Below are 20,061 nucleotides of genomic sequence, written 5' to 3'. Positions count from 1 at the left end.
CATGACTGGCCCACTAATTGTGCAAAGCGACCGCACCGTGCTCTTGGAGGTCGCGCATCCCGATGCTGCCCAGGCCCGTCATGATCTGGCGTTGTTTGCCGAACTCGAACGCGCCCCCGAACATATCCACACCTACCGCATCACCCGGCTGGGGCTGTGGAACGCGCGCGCTGCCGGTCACAGCGCCGACGAGATGCTGAACACCCTCAACTTGTACGCCAAGTTCCCACTGCCCGAGGCCCTGGTTACCGATCTGCGCGACACGGTGGCACGCTATGGCCGGCTCGTTATCGAACGCGACGATGAGGGGCTGGTGATGCACAGCAGCGATCCGGCCGTACTCGAGCAGGTTTCTCGCAACAAGCAAATTGCGTCAATGCTCGCTGGCAAGCTGAGCGACGACTCATACCGGGTGGCCGACTGGGCGCGCGGTTCACTCAAACAGCAGCTCGTCAAACTCGGTTGGCCTGCCGAAGACCTCGCCGGATACACACCCGGAACCCCGCACGACATCAGCCTCAATGAAGACGGCTGGCAGCTGCGCAATTACCAGCAGCAGGCAGTCGACCAGTTTTTCAAACACGGTTCGGGTGTGGTGGTACTCCCCTGCGGTGCCGGCAAAACTATCGTCGGTGCCGGAGCGATGGCCGCCGCCGACACCACCACGCTCATCCTGGTGACCAATACCGTCTCGGCACGCCAGTGGCGCGACGAGCTATTGCGCCGCACCTCGCTCACCGAGGATGAAATTGGTGAGTATTCGGGCGAATCAAAAGAAATCAAACCGGTCACCATCGCCACCTATCAGATCCTCACCTCGCGTCGAAAGGGCGAGTACACGCACCTTTCGCTCTTGGATGCGCTCGACTGGGGACTGATCGTTTACGACGAGGTGCATCTACTGCCCGCCCCGGTGTTCAAGCTCACTGCCGATCTGCAGGCGCGCCGTCGGCTCGGGCTCACCGCCACGCTGGTGCGCGAAGACGGCCGCGAAAGCGATGTGTTCTCACTCATCGGCCCGAAGCGGTTCGATGCGCCGTGGAAAGAAATCGAAGCTCAGGGCTTTATTTCGCCGGCAGAGTGCTTTGAGGTGCGAATTGATCTGCCCTATGAAGACCGGATGCAATATGCCTCCGCGGGCGACGACCAGCGGTATCGCATCGCGGCGACGGCGCCCGCAAAACTGGATGTGGTGAAACAGCTGGTGACAAAGCACGCTGGCGAACGCATCCTCATCATCGGTCAATATCTCGACCAGATCGATGAAATTGCCGCCGCGCTCGATGTGCCCGCACTCACCGGGCAAGCTCCGGTTGCCGAGCGTGAAGAATTATTTGCCGCGTTCCGGTCGGGTGCCGAGCCGGTGCTCGTGGTGTCGAAAGTGGCAAATTTTTCGGTCGATCTGCCGGATGCATCGGTGGCCATCCAAATCTCCGGATCGTATGGTTCGCGGCAGGAAGAGGCTCAGCGCCTCGGCCGGCTGCTGCGTCCGTCATCCAGCGGCATCAGCGCGTCGTTCTACACGCTGGTTTCCCGCGACACGGTCGACCAAGATTTCGCGCAGAACCGCCAGCGCTTTCTCGCTGAACAGGGCTACTCATACTCGATTCTCGACGCTGACGACCTCGGCGACCCGAGCAGCTAGCGTACTCGCCGGTCCGCAGGCCTGTCCCCAGCTAGCAGCGGGCCAGCAATTCGACATGCGGCATGACAAAGACCGCGTCCGGATGCTCACCCCAGCTTCGCCAGGCCCGGGCAATTTTCTGCAGCTCGGCGGCATCGGTGAGTCCGAGTCGCTGCGTTTCTTCAGCGAACTGCGAGTGCAGCGCCCGCTCGTGCCAGCTATTTCCCCACCAAGTGGTGAGTTCGGTCGTGGCGTACGTCCAAGTTGAGCTGGTGATCTGCACGTTCCCCAGCTCGGCCGCATTCGCCCAGGCGCGGAGTTGGCGTCCAGCATCCGGAGAGGCATGTTGGGCTCGAGCGGCGGCGAGATACAGCTCACGCCAGCGATCAAGTTCCGGCAGCAGCGGCCACCAGCTCATGGCCGGATAGTCGGCATCACGCGCGGCAACCACTCCGCCGGGAGCGGTGACTCGACGCATCTCGCGCAGGGCTGCCACCGGGTTGCTGAGGTGCTGCAGCACCTGATGCGCATGAACGATGTCAAAGCTCGCATCGTCATATGGCAGCGCGAAGACATCAGCCCGTTCGAACCGGGTGGTGTGATCGCTCCGTGCTTGCGCAGCGGCACGCGCGGTGGCCAGCACTGCATCCTGCGGTTCAACGCCGATCACGAGTCCTTGAGGGCCGACGAGTTCGCCAAAGTCGAGCGTAATTGACCCCGGGCCGCAGCCGATATCAAGCACCCGCTTGCCGGGAACGAGTTCAGGGAGCAGGTATGCGCACGAGTTTGCAGCGGTACGAGTTGCGTGTGATTCGAGCACCGATGGTGCATGACCGTGGAGATACTGGCTCATGACCTTAAGCTAGCACCGAGCAATTTGCTATGAACATGCAAGCATCCAACAGGGCACATTCAGCAACCGCGCGGAATAATGATCCACATGACTGATGGTGGACCCAAGATTCTGGTCGTCGACGACGAACCGAACATTCGCGAACTTTTGAGCACGAGCCTGCGTTTCGCAGGATTCATGGTGCGCACGGTGGGCAATGGCTCGGGCGCAATTGCCGCGGTAATCGATGAAGAACCCGACCTCATCGTGCTCGACGTCATGCTTCCCGACATGTCAGGTTTCGCTGTCACCAAGCGCCTGCGCGCATCCGGTTACACCTCGCCGATTCTTTTCCTGACGGCAAAGGATGACACCGACGACAAAATCGAGGGTCTCAACTCGGGTGGCGATGACTACGTCACCAAACCCTTCAGCCTCGACGAAATCGTGGCGCGTATTAAAGCCATTTTGCGCCGCACCATGCAGACCGAAGAAGAGGCGGTTATCCGCGTGGGCGACCTCACGATGGACCAGGACACGCACGAAGTGTTCATCAACGACGACCCGGTCGACCTGTCGCCCACCGAATTCAAACTGCTGCGCTACCTGATGCTCAACCCCAACCGGGTGCTGTCAAAAGCGCAGATCCTCGATCACGTGTGGGAATACGACTTCAACGGCGATGCGGGTATCGTCGAGTCGTACATTTCGTATCTGCGCCGCAAACTCGACAAGCACACCGAAGAGCCGCTGATCCAAACCAAGCGCGGCTTCGGATACATGCTCAAGGTGCCGGGCACCAAGGTATAACACCGTGGCCAAGCGGCTGCCCCGCTGGGACCACATTTCGATGCGGAACCAGCTCACACTTGTCAATGTTGCGCTGTTAATGCTGTCACTCGTGGTGGCCGGAATCGGCACCACGCTACTGCTACGACCGACGCTCGTAAACCAGGTCGACAGCTCGCTGCTGGCGATCGCAGCCGACCCGTCACTGGTCGTCGGTACCGATCTCACCACCGGTAAATTCGGCTACGACGATATCCAGACCGCACCACAGCCCTACTATGTTGCGCTGCTCGACAGCGACACCGGGCGCCTACTGGTTGACAACCGCAGCTCAAATCGCGGCGAAGCAGCCCCGGATGTTTCGGGCCTGGTGACGCTCGAACACCAACCTGACGGTCGCACCTACACCATCTTCGAGGTGCGTGATTCTCTGGGTTCGGCCTGGCGTACCGTCACCGTGTTCCAGCCCGAGTACGCCGCTGACGAGGTGCAGGGGGTGCTGGTGGTTGCCACCCCGATGTCGGCCGTGAACGCCACCATGGCGAGTTTTCTCGCAATCTTCTCGGGGTTTGGGCTCTCGGTGCTCATCTTCGCGGCCGCACTCACTCGACTGCTGGTGTCGATTACCCTGCAACCGCTACGCCAGGTCGAGTCGACCGCGATGGCATTCGCAGCCGGTGACTACGAACAGCGGCTGCCAGAGCTGACCCCAAACACCGAGGTTGGGCGACTATCACGCTCGCTGAACACCATGCTCGGTCGCATCGACTCAGCTTTCGATGAGCGCGACCGCACGATTTTGCAGATGCGCCGATTTGTTGGGGATGCCAGCCACGAATTGCGCACGCCACTGGTGACCGTGCGCGGCTACGCCGAGCTGTACCGGATGGGCGCGCTGAGCGACGACCAAAAAGTCGGCCAGGCAATGGACCGCATTGAGGGCGAGGCGAAGCGCATGGCGGGCCTTGTTGAAGACCTGCTGCAGCTGGCACGCCTCGATGAGCACCGCGAGATGCCAAAAGACGTCATCGATCTCGAACCGATCGTGGATGATGCGGCGCTTGACACTAACGCGCAGGCTCCCGACCGCACGGTGCGAGTGCATCCAATTCGAGTATTTGTAGCGGGCGATGATTTCAACGCCCAGCAGAGCGCTTTTGGCGCGCCTGAAACCGGTGCCGCGGCACCCGATGAACCGGCTCCGAAGTCGGCGACCGCTGCTGCCCAAGCTGCTGAGCGCCCGCAGCGCAAGGGTGCCGGCCGCATCCGCATCCCCGGTCTGGGTCGCAAACGCCGCACGCAATCAGACGAGGCCGCCCGCGAGGCTGGCACCGACCTGGCTGGCGAGCGGGCTCCCGAAACAACCGAATATCCGGGTGAATCGGATGTGCCGGCAATGATCTACGCCAATAGCGACAAAGTGCGCCAGGCCGTGCAAAACATCATCGGTAACGCACTGCGCTACACGCCCGCGGGATCGCCACTCGAGCTCGGCATCGTGCTGAATGTGCCCGATAAACAGGCGACGGTTGAGATTATTGATCACGGTCCGGGTATTCCGGCCGAAACCCGCAAACAGATTTTCCAACGGTTCTGGCGTGCCGACACGTCTCGCGACCGGCAGACCGGTGGCACTGGGCTAGGCCTGGCAATCGTGTCGGCGATCATGCAGGCGCATGACGGCACGGTGGATGTGGTTGAAACACCCGGTGGTGGTGCGACCTTCCGGCTGCACTTCCCGCTGTTGACCGCACCACCTGTGGAAAGTGATGCATCCACAGAATGATCCATGTCGGCGCCGCGCAAGTTGCGGCGCCGATACCTTCTTCGGTGTCACCCACAACGAGGGGGTGTGGGGACGCAGAGAAAGGGAAACTCATGGCACAGTATCGAGTCGACAGTGATGAGCTTGCGGGCGCGGTGGGCGCGACCCACTCGCAGATTGATCAGGTGCGCTCAGCAGCGGCACAGTTGACGGCAACACTCACCGCGCTCGAAAGCAGCTGGACCGGCCAGGGGTCGGCCGCATTCCAAAACGCCGTTCAAGAATGGCGCACCGCGCAGCTGACGGTTGAGGATGCGATCGCCAGCATCAACCAGGCACTCGGACAGGCCGCCGACCAGTACGGCAGCGCCGAGGCCAACGTTGCCCGGATGTTCTCGGTTTAGGGGGGGGGCGGTCCGCTACTGAGCTCAGACGATTGATTCGCGCAAAAAGCCGCGGGCGGCAGATGGGACCAAGCCATCTGCCGCCCGCGGCGGCTACCGCAAAGACTTGCTTAGAAGTCCATGCCTGCGGTCGGGTCGGCGGCCGGAGCGGCGCTCGGCGGCACCGGCTTGTCGGCAACGACTGCCTCGGTGGTGAGGAACAGACCGGCGATCGAAGCCGCGTTCTGCAGCGCCGAGCGGGTCACCTTCACCGGGTCGAGGATGCCGGTTGCGATCATGTCAACGTACTCACCGGTTGCGGCGTTGAGGCCGTGACCGGTTTCGAGGTTGCGAACCTTTTCGGCAACCACACCGGCTTCGAGACCGGCGTTAATCGAGATCTGCTTGAGCGGTGCGTCGAGGGTGGCGCGCACGATGCTGGCACCGGTTGCTTCGTCACCGTCGAGTTCGAGCGCGTCGATGACGGTCCCCGACTGAGCGAGCGCAACGCCACCACCGGCGACGATACCCTCTTCCACTGCTGCCTTAGCGTTACGCACAGCGTCCTCGATGCGGTGCTTGCGTTCCTTCAGCTCAACCTCAGTGGCGGCACCGGCCTTGATGACAGCAACACCGCCGGCGAGCTTGGCGAGACGCTCCTGCAGCTTCTCGCGGTCGTAGTCCGAGTCGCTGTTTTCGAGCTCGGCCTTGATCTGGGCAACGCGACCCTCGATCTGCTCCTGAGCGCCAGCGCCCTCGATGATGGTGGTCTCGTCCTTGGTGATCACGACCTTACGAGCCTGGCCGAGCATGTCGAGAGTTGCGTTCTCGAGCTTGAGGCCGACCTCTTCCGAGATGACCTGGCCACCGGTGAGGATAGCGATGTCCTGCAGCATGGCCTTGCGGCGGTCACCGAAGCCGGGAGCCTTCACCGCAACCGACTTGAAAATACCGCGGATCTTGTTCACCACGAGAGTGGCGAGCGCCTCGCCATCAACGTCTTCGGCGATGATGAGCAGCTGCTTACCGGCCTGCATCACCTTGTCAACGACCGGGAGGAGATCCTTGACGTTCGAGATCTTGCTGTTGGCAATAAGGATGTAGGGGTCTTCGAAAACAGCTTCCTGACGCTCAGCGTCAGTCACGAAGTACTGCGAGAGGTAGCCCTTGTCGAAGCGCATACCCTCGGTGAGCTCGAGGGTAGTGCCGAAGGTGTTCGACTCTTCGACGGTGACAACGCCTTCCTTGCCAACAGTGTCGATGGCTTCGGCAATGATCTTGCCGATTTCGGGGTCGGCCGCCGAGATCGATGCGGTTGCCGCGATCTGGTCCTTGGTCTCAACTTCCTTGGCGGTCTGCAGCAGGTGCTCAGTAACAGCAGCAACAGCCTTGTCGATACCGCGCTTCACCGACACCGGGTCGGCGCCGGCTGCGACGTTGCGAAGGCCCTCGCGCACGAGTGCCTGGGCGAGCACGGTAGCGGTGGTGGTGCCGTCACCGGCGACGTCATCGGTCTTCTTGGCAACTTCCTTAACGAGCTCGGCACCGATCTTCTCGAACGGGTCTTCGAGTTCAATTTCCTTTGCGATCGAAACACCGTCGTTGGTAATGGTGGGGGCGCCCCACTTCTTCTCGAGCACAACGTTGCGGCCGCGCGGGCCGAGGGTCACCTTAACGGTGTCGGCGAGTACATTCAGGCCACGCTCGAGACCGCGACGGGCCTCTTCATCAAAGGTGATGATCTTCGACATAAGTTATTGGGTCCTTTCCCGGACGGAAGCTTTCGGTCCTGGCAATTTGCACTCACAAGATCCGAGTGCCAGGTCCATATTTGCACTCGCTACCTGTGAGTGCAAGCCGAGTCGTGAGCTTGCGCCGAGGGCGAACAGCGCGCCGCAGCCTCGCATCCAGACTGATATTTCCGGGCCGGTAATGACCAAACGCATTGCGACTGGGAACGCAAAAAAATCGGGTAGGCAAAAACGCCCACCCGATTTCAGACACCGCGCCGCTGCCGCCGCAATTACGAGCTGGCTACTCGAACATCCTCGGCCTGCTGACCCTTCGGACCGTCAACGATGTTGAACTCCACCCGCTGTCCCTCATCCAGGGTGCGGAAGCCATCCATCTCGATCGACCTGTAGTGCACAAACACGTCTGGCGCATTTTTTTCATCAGGGGTGATGAATCCGAAGCCCTTCTCGGCGTTGAACCACTTGACTGTTCCGGTTGCCATGGGCCATCCATCCTGTCGTCTATTTTTGCCGCCGCACAATCAACAAGCGGCACTAACAGGTCGAACGTATGCCATCCAGGTGTGCCGCTCGTGTCTGTACGGCAAGCACCAGTTGAACGTTAAGAAAATCTCATCGGGCGCTCGGCAGCGTCGCATCGAGCTGCCCGGGGAGCACTAGCCCGAGATCAGACCGAGCGAATCATCCCCGAGCACAACCACCACGGTGCCGGGCGCGGCATAGTCGGTGTTCACGGCAGCCGCCCCGAACCCGAGCGTCGCAACAACGGCCTCGGCGGTGGGCAGTTCTTCTTCTGAAGCGACATAGACCATGGTGGTCGGGTTGTCGTAGCTATCGGCGTCACCCACATCGGCAATGGTCCAACCTTCGGCGGTCAGCAAATCGCTACCCGCGGTGGCCAGGCCGCCCGAGCCCTCACCGTTGAGCACCGTAATCGGCATCGTCTTGTCTGGTTCGGGAGTGGTTTCGGTCGGAGTTGGCGTCGGCGTGGGTGTGGCCGACGCTGACTGCGTGGGCTGCGCCTTATTGCTGCCGAGCGAGGCGGTGAACTGCACCTGGCGGTCGATCGCCCACATGACCCCAACACCAATCGCCACCAGCACCAACACCGAGGCCAGCGCAATCAGCCACGAGCCAAGTTTCGAAAGCCGTGTGCGCGGGGCGCGGTGGGCACCGCGACGCTGCACCGACTTCGGAAACTCATCGAATCGATCTTTGGGGTAGTTCGCCAAGCTCGTGAATCCTTTACTGGGCTGCCTGATTATTGGGCTAACCGTGCCGAGGTGCCGAAACGACGCGCACGCATTTCGTCTCGCCGCTGCTGCAAGCGGCGCACCAACAGCGGGTTGGCACGCAACGCAGCGGGCGTGTCAATCAGCGTACTCAAGGTCTGGTAGTAGCGGGCTGATGTCAACCCGAACTCTCTCCGAAGCAGGTCTTCTTTCGCTCGTGTGTGTTGCGGATGCGATTCTTCGAACGCGAGCAGCTGTAGTTCTAGCTCGGTCAATTCCATCATCGCCTCCTTTCCGCGAGCATGTTTTTTGAGTTTACTCCGCACCGCCCGGCGCAAATCAATTGCCGCGCGGTATCGTGCGAAGCATCCATTTTTCTCCCCTGCCGAAAGCGAGTGCCGTGAACGCATCCGAACGCACCGACGAACAGTGGCGCGAAATCCTCGACGCCAGCGCCTACCACGTGTTGCGTGAAGCCGGCACTGAGCCGCCCTTCAGCGGCGAATACAACGAGCACTGGGATGCGGGTCACTATGTGTGCCGCGGATGCGGCAATGAGCTGTTTCGTGCAGAGACGAAATTCGACGCCGGGTGCGGTTGGCCCAGTTTCTGGGAGCCGCTGCGACCCGAGGCGGTCACCGAACACGAAGACAATTCGCTGGGGATGCGGCGGGTCGAAATTCGCTGCGCGGAATGTGGCGGGCACCTCGGGCATGTGTTCCCCGACGGTTTTGGCACCCCTACCGGCAACCGTTACTGCATGAATTCGGTGGCGCTGCGGTTTGTGCCCGATGGCGAGGTCTCGCAGTAGCGGGCCACTGACTTTCCCCTTGGAGCCCGCTACAGGACTCGAACCTGCGACCTGCTGTTTACAAGACAGCTGCTCTACCAACTGAGCTAAGCGGGCATCTCGTCAATATTAGCCCGTCTTGCGCAGCTTGCGTTACCAGCCGTCGACCACGCGCTGTATTACACGCCCGCGTAACAACGACAGCCGCTCAGGCCGGGCCAGCTAGCATGTATCCCTATGGCTGCAGTGACGTTCAAAGGCGTAACCCGCCGCTTTCCCGGCGCAAGCAAGAATGCCGTGGATGCACTCGATCTAAAAATTGCCGACGGCGAGTTTCTCGTGCTGGTCGGCCCGTCGGGATGCGGTAAGTCAACGACGCTGCGCATGCTCGCCGGTCTCGACCCGGTGGATGAGGGCGAAATTTTTGTCGGCGATCAGAACGTCACCGACACTGCCCCCGAAAATCGCGACATTGCGATGGTGTTCCAAAACTATGCGCTGTACCCGCATATGACAGTGGCGAACAATATGGGGTTTGGGCTGCGCACCCGAAAAACTCCAAAGGCCGAGATTGAGGCGCGTGTGCGCGAGGTTGCCAAGATGCTTGATCTTGAAGATCTCCTCGACCGACAGCCTTCAGATCTTTCGGGTGGTCAGCGTCAGCGCGTGGCGATGGGCCGCGCGATCGTGCGCCGCCCGCAGGTGTTCTTGATGGATGAACCGCTGTCAAACCTGGATGCGAAACTGCGCGTGCAGACCCGCGCCCAGATCACTTCGCTGCAGCGCGAACTCGGCACCACCACGGTGTATGTCACGCACGACCAGACCGAGGCGATGACCATGGGCCACCGCATCGCGGTGCTCAATGATGGTCAACTGCAGCAGCTTGGCACGCCGCGAGAACTCTACGATCACCCGGCCAACGAGTTCGTCGGTCGGTTCATCGGATCGCCGGCGATGAGCGTGTGGACCGCTGAGGTTCGCAACGGTGCCCTCCAATTTGGGGATGCATCGGTGCCGCTACCGGCGGGTCACGCTGACGGTCCGGTGCGTGCCGGCGTGCGACCGGAAGATTTCCGAATTGTCGCCGCCGACGAGCCCGGTATTGACTTCACTGTTGAGATTCTTGAAGAGCTCGGCTCCGTTGCCTACCTGTATGGCAAGGCGCAGCTGGGTGGCTCCGGCGAAGCACCCACCGAGGTGGTGGTACGTCGCACGGGCCGCGATCACCCCGAACGCGGTGCGAGCGTGCGCATCGGCGTAGATCCCGAGCGGGTGCATCTTTTTGATACCGAAACCGGTAACCGAGTCTCCCCCGCTGTCTAGCTACATTCATTTGCCCGGCAGCGGCGCGCAATCAATGGTGCTGCCACCGACGCCCCAACCGGCGCTGACGGCCGAAACACTGTTCGCTACTACTCGGCAGCGGCGCGCAGTCGAGACACCTCGTAGAGCGCAACCGAGGTGGCGATTCCCGCATTCAGCGATTCGGTGGCCGAATCGATCGGAATCGACACGATCGCGTCACACAGCTCGGCGGTGAGCCTGGAAAGCCCCTTCCCCTCCGAACCAACAACGATCAGCAGCGGCGAGGTGGCCAGGTCGAGCCCCGGCAGCTGCACGTCTCCCCCGCCGTCGAGCCCAATCACGAACACCCCTGCACGTTTGAAATCAGCGATGGTGTTGTTGAGGTTGCCCGCGAGCGCCACCGGAAGCCGCGCTGCTGCACCCGCCGAGGTGCGCCAGGCCGCAGCGGTCATCCCCGCCGAGCGGCGCTGCGGCACGATCACAGCCTGGCCACCGAACGCTGCCGTCGAGCGGACAATGGCGCCGAGGTTGCGAGGGTCGGTAACGCCGTCGAGCGCAACGAACAGCGGCACCTGGGCGCGCGAAATCGCATCCTGTAGCAGGGCCACAGGGTCGGCGTACTCGTAGGCGGGCACCTTAATCGCCACCCCCTGATGGATGGTGTCGAACGGCACCATCCGGTCAAGTTCGGGACGGGTGATTTCGAGCATTGGGATATTGCGTTTGGCAGCCAGCTGCACAATTTCGCGAATCCGGTCATCGACCTCGATGTGCTGGGCAACATAAACCGTGGTTGCCGGGATCTGGGCGCGCAGCGCTTCGACCGCTGCGTTGCGTCCGGTCACGAGTTCAACACCATCGGGCATGGCGGGGCGACGACGCTGTGGACGTGCTTTAGCTCGCTCTTTTGCCTCGGCTGCTGCGCGGCGCCGACGGTCTTTCGCCCAGTGGCGGTCTTCGGCCCGCGGAGTTGGGCCGCGGCCCTCGAGCGCTTTGCGGCCGTGACCGCCGGTCCCCTTGCGGGGCTTCCCTTTTTTGCCAGTGTTGCTCATCAGTTCACGCTCCAGTGTGCCCCGTTGGGGGTGTCTTCCACGTTGATTCCGGCAGCCGCAAGCGAGTCGCGGATCCGGTCGGCGGTGGTCCAGTCTTTATCGGCTCGGGCCTGCGCACGCTGTTCCAGCAGCGCCCGAACCAGGGTGTCGAGAGCGGCGAAAGTTGTGTCGCCGTCTTCGGATGCATCCGCCCATTCTTCCGCATACGGGTCGCAGCCGAGCACATCCAGCATGATCCGCACCTGCAGCGCCAGCCGCGCAGCTTCGTCGGTGTTGCCGGCGTCGAGTGCCTGGTTGCCCGCGGTAACAGCCTCGTGAATCGCTGCCACGGCCTGTGGCACAGCGAAATCGTCGAGCATCGCCGCCGTGAAGGCTTCCGGCACAACAATATGGCTGGTGCGAAGGGATGCATGGGTGCTCAGGTCTGCTCCCGCTCGCCCGGCACGTTTTAAAAACCCTTCGATGCGCTCGAACCCGGCCTCAGCTTCGCGATACGCATCTTCGGACAGCTCGATTGTGGAACGGTAGTGGGCCGATCCAAGCAGATAGCGCACGATGATCGGGCGGTGCTCATCAAGCAGCTGCCGGGCAGAAACCACATTGCCCACCGACTTCGACATCTTGGTGCCACCGAGCGAAACCAGCCCGTTGTGCAACCAGTGGCGGGCGAATCCGTCGCCCGCGGCGCGCGATTGGGCGAGCTCATTTTCGTGGTGCGGGAAACGCAGGTCACGACCGCCACCGTGCAGGTCAAACTCGTTACCGAGATATTTCGTCGACATTGCCGAGCACTCAATATGCCAGCCGGGCCGGCCCCTACCCCAGGGAGATTCCCAGGCCGCCGACTCGGGTTCATTCGGCTTGTGCCCCTTCCACAGAGCGAAGTCTTGCGGTGAACGCTTCGCCCGCACAGGCCCGTCACCGGCTTCCATATCTCCCACCTGCTGATGAGTAAGCTCTCCGTAGTGCGCCCAGTTGGCGGTGTCGAAGTACACGTCCCCCGAGCCGTCCTCGGCCGGGTAGGCGTGACCGCGCTCAATTAGCCGCGCAATAATTGCTTGCATTTCTGGAATGGATGCGGTTGCCCGCGGCTCGTAGGTGGGCGCGAGCACCCGCAAAGCGCGATAGGCCGCATTGAACTCGCCCTCGACCCGGTACGCGAGCGCCCACCAGGGTTCGTGTTCGGTGGCGTTCGCGAGGGTCTTGTCGTCGATATCGGTGACATTACGCACGAGCACCACGCGCAGCCCGGTGCGTTCAAACCAGCGCCGGATCTGGTCGTACACCAGCGCCGATCGCAGGTGCCCGACGTGCGGGGCTGATTGAACCGTCGGCCCACAGACATACATCGTCACAACGCCCTCGTTCAGGGGCGTGAAGTCAACGAGCTGCTGCTGGCGGGTGTCATATAGGCGTTGCATCACGCAGCCGATTCTACTTGGGCACACCCGGCACCCGCGCGAGCAATCGCGCTATGCGCGCGTGATGGTGGCTACGGCCACAGCGAATACGCCCTCGGTGCGTCCGGTAAACCCGAGTCCGTCGCTGGTGGTGGCCGAAACCGAAACCGGCGCGCCAACATATTCGCTCAGCACTCGCCCGGCTTCAAAGATCCGGTCGCCGAATCGTGGCCGACGGCACACCACCTGTACGGATGCATTGAGCGGTCGCCATCCGGCTTCGGCGAGCAGCTCGACCGTGCCACGCAAAAAGACTTCACCGCTGGCTCCCGCATATCGAGGATCGGCGGTACCGAAACGCGAGCCGATAGTGCCGAGCCCGGCAGCGCCCAGCAGCGCATCCACGATGGCGTGCGCCGCCGCATCCCCGTCTGAGTGACCGGAAAGCCCTGGTTCGTTGGGAAAGTGCAGCCCGGCAAGCCAGCACTCGCAGTCGGTGTCGAAGGCGTGCGCGTCGGTGCCGATACCCACTCGCAGGGCAGCAAGCGGGTCGCTGGCGGTTTCGGGATGCGCGAGCAACTGTTCTGCGCGGGCGAGGTCGGCCGGTGTGGTCACCTTGAACGCCATCGGCGACCCGGCGATGGTCTGCACCTCACCGCCGGCCTGCGCGAACGTACCGGCATCATCGGTTGCCGATTGGTTGTCGGCCAGTCGGTACGCCTCGCGCAGCGCCGCCGCCGGAAACCCCTGCGGGGTTTGCACTGCCCGCAGCGTTGAGCGGTCGGGGGTGCCGATCACGCGGCCATCGCTGGACACTTCTTTCACGGTGTCATAAACCGGCAGCACCGGGATGATTCCGGTGCCGGTCGCCCGCACCGCGCCCGCGACCTCGGCGATAAGGGATGCGGGGGTGAGTGCGCGGGCGGCATCGTGGACGAGCACCACATCGCATTCGGGTAGCTGCGCAAGTGCGCGCGAGACGGATTCGGTGCGGCTTTGGCCACCATCCACCACCGACAGCGACTCGAGCCGCGCACCTAGCGGGGCCAACGCGTCGGCCGCCAGCTGCTGTGCCAGCGCGGCAAGCGCCGTGTCTCCGGCCGGCACCGAGATGCTCACCGCGATGCGGCCAGGAAGCTGGCGCAGCCCGCGCAGCGTGTGCGCCAGCATCGGCTCGCCGGCAAGCGGCACGAACGCTTTCGGCATCCCCTCCCCCAGGCGCGTGCCACTGCCAGCAGCAACGACCACCACGCCGGTGCGCGGTGGTCGTTGCATTACAGCTTGTTTGTCCACTTGGTTTTCGAAGACTAAGTTCTCGAAGCCGGGTTCACAAAGCGGTTGTGCCGTATTGAAACAGCGGCCGGTTCAGCGAGCGATTATGACTCGAGAACCTTGTCGAGGTGCTCGTTCGCGGCTTCTTCGTCGGTGTCTTGTGCCAATGCGAGCTCTGAGACGAGCACCTGGCGAGCCTTCGCGAGCATCCGCTTTTCACCCGCCGACAGGCCCTTGTCTTGGTCGCGACGCCAAAGGTCACGAACCACTTCTGAAACCTTGATGACATCGCCCGATGAGAGCTTTTCTTGGTTCGATTTGTATCGACGCGACCAGTTAGTGGGTTCTTCGGTAAGCGGCGCACGCAGCACGTCGTACACTTCCTGCAAACCAGCGTCATCGATCACATCACGCACACCGACCAGCTCGACGTTGTGGGCGGGGACCTCAATCGTCAGGTCGCCCTGGGCAACGTTCAGCTTCAGAAAGGTCACCTCTTCGCCGCGAATGACTCGAGTCTTGACTTCTTCGATTGTCGCCGCACCATGGTGGGGGTAGACAACGGTCTCTCCGACCTCAAGATTCATAGACAGGGTCTCCTTCCTAAGTGGTCAATTTTACCACGAATTGGTGCTAGTATTCCCCGCCTGAATCAACCGCCCCAACCGAACGACACGAATCGGTCACACAATCGGCTACGCTGAAGGTTGACCACGTGAGCGCGGCAGTTGAAGGTGTTGCTCGCTCGCACATTTCTACGGGAGGCTCCTGCAGTGAAGTTCCGCGCCGTCGCCGCATCCGCACTGGCCCTCGCCCTCGCGGCGGGGCTCACCGGCTGCAACCTCATCAGCCCACAGCGCACGACCATGGAATATGCCGCCAGCGACGGCGTGCACGCATCCGTTGGTGATCTCGAGGTTCGCAATGCGCTGCTCATCGTCGACTCCGACACTCAAGATGTGAACGAGGCCAACCTCGTGCTCAGCGTCGTTACCGAGTCAGACACCCCTGCAACCCTCGAGGTTGCCATTGAAGGCGGCTCAACCGTGAGCATCCCCGTCGAAAAGACCAGCGCAAACAAGGGCCTGGTCAAGGTCGGCTTCGACGAGGCCGGCGCGCAGATCGTTACCGGCAAGTTCCGCTCGGGTGACACTGTCAATGTGACCTTCCGCTCGGCCGACAGTGAAGCGACCGCAACGGTGCCGGTGCTTGGCGCTGACAACCCCGAGAATGTGCTCGACGAGTACAAGACTCTCGCTCCCAGCCAGATTCAGCCCAGCGACGCAGCCAACGAGACGGGAGCCCCCGCCCCGGTGGCGACCGAAAATGAGGCTCCTGCTGAGGAGACTAACGAGTAGTCGATGATCGACCTAAAACGCTGCGGGGCGCATCCAGTTCGGATGCGCCCCGCAATGTTTTGCTTAGCCCTCGAAGCGATAGCCGAGACCGCGGACAGTCACCAGCAGCTTCGGTGATGACGGGGTCTCTTCAATCCGCGAACGGATGCGCTTGATGTGCACGTCAAGCGTCTTCGTGTCACCGTAGTAGTCGGGGCCCCAAACACGGTCGATGAGCTGGCCGCGGGTGAGCACACGGCCAGCGTTGCGCAGCAAGTATTCGAGCAGCTCAAACTCTTTCAGCGGCATCTGGGTCAGTTCACCGCGCACGGTGACGGTGTGTCGGTCGACATCCATACGGATATCGTTCACTTCCACAATGCCGTCATTCTCGTCGTTCTCGGCCTGTTCACTGCGGCGCAGTACGGCACGGATGCGCGCAAGCAGCTCACGGGTCGAATAGGGCTTGGTGACATAGTCGTCGGCGCCGAGTTCGAGCCCCACGATGATGTCGACCTCGCTGTCTTTTGCGGTGAGCATGATGATGGGCACATTTGAAGTCATGCGAATCTGCTTGCACACCTCGCTACCGGGAATCCCGGGCAGCATGAGGTCGAGAAGCACCATGTCAGCACCGTCCCGATCGAACATTTCAATCGCTTCGGTGCCATCTTCTGCCACCTCTACATCGAACCCTTCCCGTTTCAGCAGGAACGACAGCGGTTCGTGCAGGGAGGCTTCGTCTTCAACAATGAGAATTCGTGTCACACAACCATTGTGCATACAGCAGGCTAACCGGAGGTTAATTCTGCCTTCTTCCGCGTGGTGTAATCGCCATCGGTGAGCATTCACCGTGACGGGTGTGGGATGTTTACTGCTCCGGCACCGATAGCGGAATCGGATTGATCTTGGGCGCTTCCGCCGAGTCGACGCCGGGCTTGAAAGCTTCGATCAGCGGCAGTCGAACCGTGAAGGTCGACCCCTTGCCTAACTGCGACCAGACGGCAATATCGCCGCCGTGGTTTTCAACCACGTGACGCACAATGCTGAGCCCCAAGCCGGTGCCGCCAGTGTTGCGTGAGCGCGCCGAATCGACGCGATAAAAGCGTTCAAAAATACGCTTTTGGTCCTCCTCCGAAATGCCGATGCCCTGATCGGTCACCGAAATCTCCACCACATCTCCCTGCCTGCGGGCGCCGACGCCCACTCGCGAGCCGGCCGGTGAATACGAGATGGCGTTGGTGATGAGGTTTTGCATGCACATGACCAACAAGCGCGGGTCACCCCAAACCACCAGGTCGGGATCAACCCGCACGCTCACGGTGGCCGACTTACCTTCGGCGATGGTCACGGTCTGGTCGACGGCGTTTGAAACCACATCGGCGATATTGACGTCTTCAGCCTCCGCCATCGCATCGGTTGACTGCAGGCGCGAAAGATCGATAATTTCGCGCACAAGACGGGTGAGCCGGTCACCCTCAATCAGCAGCCGGTTTGCAAAATACTCCACCTGCTCCTGGTCATCGGAGGCCTCACCGATGGCTTCTGCAAGCAGTGTTACGGCGCCGATCGGGGTTTTCAGCTCGTGCGACACATTAGCCACAAAATCGCGGCGCACCTCTTGCACGCGGATCGCCTCGGTGAGATCTTCAGCCAGCAGGATGAGGTAGCGCGGCGAGAGCTGGTTGGCGCGGATGCGTACGGTAATCGCAGCACTACCGTAGGGGCCGCGCGGCAGCATTAGCTGCGTTTCACTATGGTCATCAGCGCTCCAGGCGACCTGCGCTACCGCCTGCAGTCGCGGTGTGAGCCGGTTATCGCGGCTCACCAAACCTTTCACGGTCGCACCGGGCGATGCCCACACCACGTTGTATGAACGGTCGGTAACGATTGCCATTTGTGGCAGTGCTTTGAGCACTTCAATCACCGAATCGTTCAGCCGGGGTTCCAGCAGCTCGGCGAGGTTCTGCCGCCTGCGGTCCATCACCATGGTTACCGCAGTTGTGGCGACGCCAATGATCAGCCCAACAAGAAAAGTGATGAAAAGTGCGGCACCGACATGCATGTGTTCAAGGATACGGGCGAGGTTTTCACCGAAACGTCACTTTGGGCCGCTAACTTACTCCAGGTCACGGATTGGGCACGCACCATATGGGCTCACCGCATCCGTTGATGTCCAACATCGCAATCAAATGGGAGTTTTCAGTGCGCGAGGTTTTTCAGCAAGAACTAGCCAATATCCAGACCGGTCTCATCGAGGTTGCCGACGGTGTCGTAAACGCCATCCGTAACGCCACCCGCGCCTTCCAGACCTCGGATGTCGCGCTTGCCGATGAGGTCATCAGCAATGACATGAAAATTGACGAGGCCGCCGCACTCATCGATGATCTCACCATCGAGGTGCTGCTGCTGCAGTCACCGGTGGCTCGCGACCTGCGGTTTGTTGTTTCGACCATGCGTATTGCAAGCTCGCTTGAGCGCATGGGCGACCTCGCCGCCCACATCGCCCAGCTTGCTCGGATGCGTTTCCCCGTCGAAGTTTCGCCCGAGCCGCTGCGCGAACACTTCCGTGAAGCGGGCGAGCTCTGCGTCGCGCAGGCTGAGCGGGTACGCAAGCTGATCGAGACCGAAGATTCGGAGCTGCTCGACGAAATTATTGCCAGCGACGACGCCAACGACGCCCTCCACAAGGAGGTGCTCGACGGTCTTTCGACAGTCGACGATTCGGTTCCCGCCGAGCAGGTGGTGGATGCGACCCTCGCGAACCGCTACTTCGAACGCTTCAGCGACCACGCGGTCGCCATCGCTAAGCGGATGCGCTACCTGCAGGAAGGCGCCGCAGCCGAGTAGGCGGCCACAACCATAGAAACGGCGGGTCCGGTTCAAGTTCGAACCGGACCCGCCGTTTTGCTTAGTATTGACTACTTCTGGGCACCCTGATTGGCGACAGCTGCGGCGCCCGCCGCAGCAGCTTCGGGGTCGAGGTAACGTGCAGTCGAGATCGGCTTGAGCGTTTCGGCATCGAGCTCGTACACCAGCGGAATACCAGTGGGGATGTTCAGCGCCGAAATCTCGTCATCACCGATTCCGTCGAGGTGCTTCACGAGGGCACGCAATGAATTACCGTGTGCCGCGACCATCACGGTCTTGCCGGCACGCAGATCACTCACAATGTCCGACTCCCAGAACGGCAGCAGCCGCTCGAGCACATCCTTGAGGCATTCGGTGCGGGGGATGTCGTCGCCAAGGTTTGCGTAGCGACGCTCGCCCACCTGCGACCACTCGTTGTCGTCGGCGAGCGGGGGCGGCGGCACATCGTACGAGCGGCGCCAGATCATGAACTGATCTTCACCAAACTCATCGCGCACCTCGGCCTTGTTCTTGCCCTGCAGCGCGCCGTAGTGGCGCTCGTTGAGGCGCCAGTCACGCTTGGCGTCGATCCATGCAAAGCCGGCTTCTTTCAGCGCAATATTTGCGGTGTCGATCGCACGGGTGAGCAGCGAAGTGTAAAGAATATCGGGGATCAGACCCGATTCACGGATCAGTTCACCGGCGCGCTTCGCCTCGCCCCGGCCTTTTTCGGTCAGTTCGACATCGACCCAACCGGTGAACAGGTTTTTTTCATTCCATTCGCTCTGTCCGTGGCGGACGAGAATGAGCGTAAGCGGTGCATTCATGCTTCTAGCGTATCGGGGTCGGGTGACTGCGCATAGCGCGTAGGTGACATGCGCCCCGCGACCGAGGTTATCCTTCACCGAGCCCAGGGTTCGCCTCGACCAGCGCCTCCAGCGCGCTTTCTGAATAAACCTTGCCGTAGTCGCCGAGCATCGAATCACTGGCGACGGCGAAGCAGATCCACATGTCGCCGATAAAGGTGTGGAAAACAGTTTCTGAGCCTGCCCCTTCATGCACCACGTAATACTCAAATTGCTGAGCTCCGTGCGATTCGCTTTCCATCTCGACAAAATCGGGGTCGTCGCGCAGCGCCGCGATGAGTGCGGCTTTTGCCTCCGGTTTTAACTCAGCGTCGATCTGGAACACCGGCGTACCGAGTGAAAAGGCCCAGTGGCATCCTCGATACTTTTCAACTGAAGCAAGCGCTTTTCCAGCCGCCGGGCCAACCTTTTGTGAAAACTCTTCGCTACTCACTTCTCTCGCGCGCGAGTCGTATCTTCTATCTTCCGGCAGTCTCTCCATGAATCTCTCGTGCTCAGCCTGGGCCAGCGGATTCATCTCGGGGCAATCGGGGATGGTGATATCAACGGCCTGCGCGGTGCTTTCGGTCGCCTCTGCATGATGCCCATCAGCATCTGTTGCTACGCCGCCATCGCCGGCACTTTCGGGCGCGCCCGACTTGCTTTGTGTGGGCGCCGCGCTCACCGAGTTCTCGGCCGCTGACTGCGAGTCGTGCCGCTGACAGCCGCCGAGTGAAACCGCCAGCCCAATTGCAAGCACACCGACGAAGAGTCGTTTGTAAACCATGTCGCCTCGACACCGCCATCGCCTACCGGGTTGCTTTAATG

The 20,061-nt window shown here is 61.5% G+C and carries 21 protein-coding genes and 1 tRNA gene; 8 read left to right on the top strand and 14 right to left on the bottom strand.

Annotated features, from left to right (window positions below; genetic code table 11):
• The first annotated feature begins 1 nt into the window (after position 1).
• A complete protein-coding gene (locus PV375_RS05840) occupies positions 2-1,645 on the top strand; it encodes a DNA repair helicase XPB (RefSeq protein ID WP_332106533.1) in 1,644 nt (547 codons plus the stop codon).
• Between the two features lie 31 nt (positions 1,646-1,676).
• Here the strand turns inward: PV375_RS05840 and PV375_RS05835 are convergent, their stop codons facing one another.
• The gene (locus tag PV375_RS05835; protein ID WP_332106532.1) at positions 1,677-2,477 is read right to left on the bottom strand and encodes a methyltransferase domain-containing protein; all 801 of its coding nucleotides are present in this window, start codon (positions 2,475-2,477) and stop codon (positions 1,677-1,679) included.
• An 87-nt stretch (positions 2,478-2,564) separates the two neighbouring features.
• Here PV375_RS05835 and PV375_RS05830 point away from each other — a divergent pair, with 87 nt between their 5' ends.
• From PV375_RS05830 to PV375_RS05820, 3 genes are all read left to right on the top strand, one after another.
• Positions 2,565-3,266 carry a response regulator transcription factor gene (locus tag PV375_RS05830; RefSeq protein ID WP_201518170.1) on the top strand — a complete coding sequence of 234 codons (702 nt, stop codon included), beginning with the start codon at positions 2,565-2,567 and terminating at the stop codon, positions 3,264-3,266.
• A 4-nt stretch (positions 3,267-3,270) separates the two neighbouring features.
• Positions 3,271-5,031, top strand: coding sequence for a sensor histidine kinase (locus PV375_RS05825; RefSeq protein WP_332106531.1), 1,761 nt, complete (start codon positions 3,271-3,273; stop codon positions 5,029-5,031).
• 92 nt (positions 5,032-5,123) lie between these two features.
• Positions 5,124-5,414 (top strand): WXG100 family type VII secretion target, encoded by a 291-nt coding sequence (locus tag PV375_RS05820; RefSeq protein ID WP_201518168.1) that lies wholly within the window; start codon positions 5,124-5,126, stop codon positions 5,412-5,414.
• Between the two features lie 110 nt (positions 5,415-5,524).
• On the opposite strand, the gene groL is transcribed toward PV375_RS05820, so the two are convergent.
• From groL to PV375_RS05800, 4 genes are all read right to left on the bottom strand, one after another.
• Entirely contained in the window at positions 5,525-7,144 is a 1,620-nt protein-coding gene (groL, locus tag PV375_RS05815; protein WP_332106530.1) for a chaperonin GroEL, read from the bottom strand.
• 272 nt (positions 7,145-7,416) lie between these two features.
• The gene (locus PV375_RS05810; RefSeq protein ID WP_201518166.1) at positions 7,417-7,629 is read right to left on the bottom strand and encodes a cold-shock protein; all 213 of its coding nucleotides are present in this window, start codon (positions 7,627-7,629) and stop codon (positions 7,417-7,419) included.
• 174 nt (positions 7,630-7,803) lie between these two features.
• Positions 7,804-8,379 (bottom strand): LytR C-terminal domain-containing protein, encoded by a 576-nt coding sequence (locus PV375_RS05805; protein WP_332106529.1) that lies wholly within the window; start codon positions 8,377-8,379, stop codon positions 7,804-7,806.
• 29 nt (positions 8,380-8,408) lie between these two features.
• Positions 8,409-8,663 carry a DUF3263 domain-containing protein gene (locus tag PV375_RS05800; protein ID WP_332106528.1) on the bottom strand — a complete coding sequence of 85 codons (255 nt, stop codon included), beginning with the start codon at positions 8,661-8,663 and terminating at the stop codon, positions 8,409-8,411.
• A gap of 116 nt (positions 8,664-8,779) precedes the next feature.
• On the opposite strand from PV375_RS05800, the gene msrB reads away from it, so the two are divergent.
• Positions 8,780-9,190, top strand: a complete 411-nt coding sequence (gene msrB, locus PV375_RS05795; RefSeq protein ID WP_332106527.1) for a peptide-methionine (R)-S-oxide reductase MsrB — start codon at positions 8,780-8,782, stop codon at positions 9,188-9,190.
• A gap of 20 nt (positions 9,191-9,210) precedes the next feature.
• On the opposite strand, the gene PV375_RS05790 is transcribed toward msrB, so the two are convergent.
• Positions 9,211-9,286 (bottom strand) — tRNA-Thr (locus tag PV375_RS05790).
• Between the two features lie 120 nt (positions 9,287-9,406).
• On the opposite strand from PV375_RS05790, the gene PV375_RS05785 reads away from it, so the two are divergent.
• Positions 9,407-10,495, top strand: a complete 1,089-nt coding sequence (locus PV375_RS05785) for an ABC transporter ATP-binding protein (RefSeq protein WP_332106526.1) — start codon at positions 9,407-9,409, stop codon at positions 10,493-10,495.
• Positions 10,496-10,584: 89 nt separating this feature from the next.
• On the opposite strand, the gene rlmB is transcribed toward PV375_RS05785, so the two are convergent.
• From rlmB to PV375_RS05765, 4 genes are all read right to left on the bottom strand, one after another.
• Positions 10,585-11,529, bottom strand: a complete 945-nt coding sequence (gene rlmB, locus PV375_RS05780; RefSeq protein ID WP_332106525.1) for a 23S rRNA (guanosine(2251)-2'-O)-methyltransferase RlmB — start codon at positions 11,527-11,529, stop codon at positions 10,585-10,587.
• A complete protein-coding gene (gene cysS, locus PV375_RS05775) occupies positions 11,529-12,953 on the bottom strand; it encodes a cysteine--tRNA ligase (RefSeq protein WP_332106524.1) in 1,425 nt (474 codons plus the stop codon). Before cysS ends, rlmB begins: the two co-directional genes overlap by 1 nt.
• Positions 12,954-13,001: 48 nt before the next feature.
• Positions 13,002-14,204, bottom strand: a complete 1,203-nt coding sequence (ispD, locus tag PV375_RS05770; RefSeq protein WP_332106523.1) for a 2-C-methyl-D-erythritol 4-phosphate cytidylyltransferase — start codon at positions 14,202-14,204, stop codon at positions 13,002-13,004.
• 101 nt (positions 14,205-14,305) lie between these two features.
• Positions 14,306-14,788: a CarD family transcriptional regulator gene (locus tag PV375_RS05765; RefSeq protein ID WP_201518157.1), complete on the bottom strand. Its 483-nt coding sequence runs from the start codon at positions 14,786-14,788 to the stop codon at positions 14,306-14,308.
• A gap of 186 nt (positions 14,789-14,974) precedes the next feature.
• Between PV375_RS05765 and PV375_RS05760 the strand changes: the two genes are divergently transcribed.
• A complete protein-coding gene (locus tag PV375_RS05760) occupies positions 14,975-15,559 on the top strand; it encodes a hypothetical protein (RefSeq protein WP_332106522.1) in 585 nt (194 codons plus the stop codon).
• Between the two features lie 63 nt (positions 15,560-15,622).
• On the opposite strand, the gene PV375_RS05755 is transcribed toward PV375_RS05760, so the two are convergent.
• A complete protein-coding gene (locus tag PV375_RS05755; protein WP_201518155.1) occupies positions 15,623-16,306 on the bottom strand; it encodes a response regulator transcription factor in 684 nt (227 codons plus the stop codon).
• 103 nt (positions 16,307-16,409) lie between these two features.
• Positions 16,410-17,603, bottom strand: a complete 1,194-nt coding sequence (locus PV375_RS05750) for a sensor histidine kinase (RefSeq protein ID WP_332106521.1) — start codon at positions 17,601-17,603, stop codon at positions 16,410-16,412.
• Positions 17,604-17,710: 107 nt separating this feature from the next.
• On the opposite strand from PV375_RS05750, the gene phoU reads away from it, so the two are divergent.
• Positions 17,711-18,388, top strand: a complete 678-nt coding sequence (gene phoU / locus PV375_RS05745) for a phosphate signaling complex protein PhoU (RefSeq protein ID WP_332106520.1) — start codon at positions 17,711-17,713, stop codon at positions 18,386-18,388.
• A gap of 71 nt (positions 18,389-18,459) precedes the next feature.
• Here phoU and PV375_RS05740 read toward each other — a convergent pair whose 3' ends face one another.
• The gene (locus PV375_RS05740) at positions 18,460-19,215 is read right to left on the bottom strand and encodes a phosphoglyceromutase (RefSeq protein WP_332106519.1); all 756 of its coding nucleotides are present in this window, start codon (positions 19,213-19,215) and stop codon (positions 18,460-18,462) included.
• 67 nt (positions 19,216-19,282) lie between these two features.
• Positions 19,283-20,020: a hypothetical protein gene (locus PV375_RS05735; protein ID WP_332106518.1), complete on the bottom strand. Its 738-nt coding sequence runs from the start codon at positions 20,018-20,020 to the stop codon at positions 19,283-19,285.
• Between the last annotated feature and the right edge of the window lie 41 nt (positions 20,021-20,061).

It is taken from the genome of Gulosibacter sp. GYB002 (assembly GCF_036577665.1).
Taxonomy (GTDB): domain Bacteria; phylum Actinomycetota; class Actinomycetes; order Actinomycetales; family Microbacteriaceae; genus Gulosibacter; species Gulosibacter hominis.
This window is presented reverse-complemented; position numbering and strand designations above follow the sequence as displayed.

Coding starts and splice junctions, on each gene's coding strand:
- PV375_RS05840 (WP_332106533.1), top strand. CDS start 2: ATGACTGGCCCACTAATTGTGCAAAGCGACCGCACCGTGCTCTTGGAG.
- PV375_RS05835 (WP_332106532.1), bottom strand. CDS start 2,477: ATGAGCCAGTATCTCCACGGTCATGCACCATCGGTGCTCGAATCACAC.
- PV375_RS05830 (WP_201518170.1), top strand. CDS start 2,565: ATGACTGATGGTGGACCCAAGATTCTGGTCGTCGACGACGAACCGAAC.
- PV375_RS05820 (WP_201518168.1), top strand. CDS start 5,124: ATGGCACAGTATCGAGTCGACAGTGATGAGCTTGCGGGCGCGGTGGGC.
- groL (WP_332106530.1), bottom strand. CDS start 7,144: ATGTCGAAGATCATCACCTTTGATGAAGAGGCCCGTCGCGGTCTCGAG.
- PV375_RS05810 (WP_201518166.1), bottom strand. CDS start 7,629: ATGGCAACCGGAACAGTCAAGTGGTTCAACGCCGAGAAGGGCTTCGGA.
- PV375_RS05800 (WP_332106528.1), bottom strand. CDS start 8,663: ATGATGGAATTGACCGAGCTAGAACTACAGCTGCTCGCGTTCGAAGAA.
- PV375_RS05785 (WP_332106526.1), top strand. CDS start 9,407: ATGGCTGCAGTGACGTTCAAAGGCGTAACCCGCCGCTTTCCCGGCGCA.
- rlmB (WP_332106525.1), bottom strand. CDS start 11,529: ATGAGCAACACTGGCAAAAAAGGGAAGCCCCGCAAGGGGACCGGCGGT.
- ispD (WP_332106523.1), bottom strand. CDS start 14,204: ATGCAACGACCACCGCGCACCGGCGTGGTGGTCGTTGCTGCTGGCAGT.
- PV375_RS05765 (WP_201518157.1), bottom strand. CDS start 14,788: ATGAATCTTGAGGTCGGAGAGACCGTTGTCTACCCCCACCATGGTGCG.
- PV375_RS05750 (WP_332106521.1), bottom strand. CDS start 17,603: ATGCATGTCGGTGCCGCACTTTTCATCACTTTTCTTGTTGGGCTGATC.
- phoU (WP_332106520.1), top strand. CDS start 17,711: ATGTCCAACATCGCAATCAAATGGGAGTTTTCAGTGCGCGAGGTTTTT.
- PV375_RS05740 (WP_332106519.1), bottom strand. CDS start 19,215: ATGAATGCACCGCTTACGCTCATTCTCGTCCGCCACGGACAGAGCGAA.
- PV375_RS05735 (WP_332106518.1), bottom strand. CDS start 20,020: ATGGTTTACAAACGACTCTTCGTCGGTGTGCTTGCAATTGGGCTGGCG.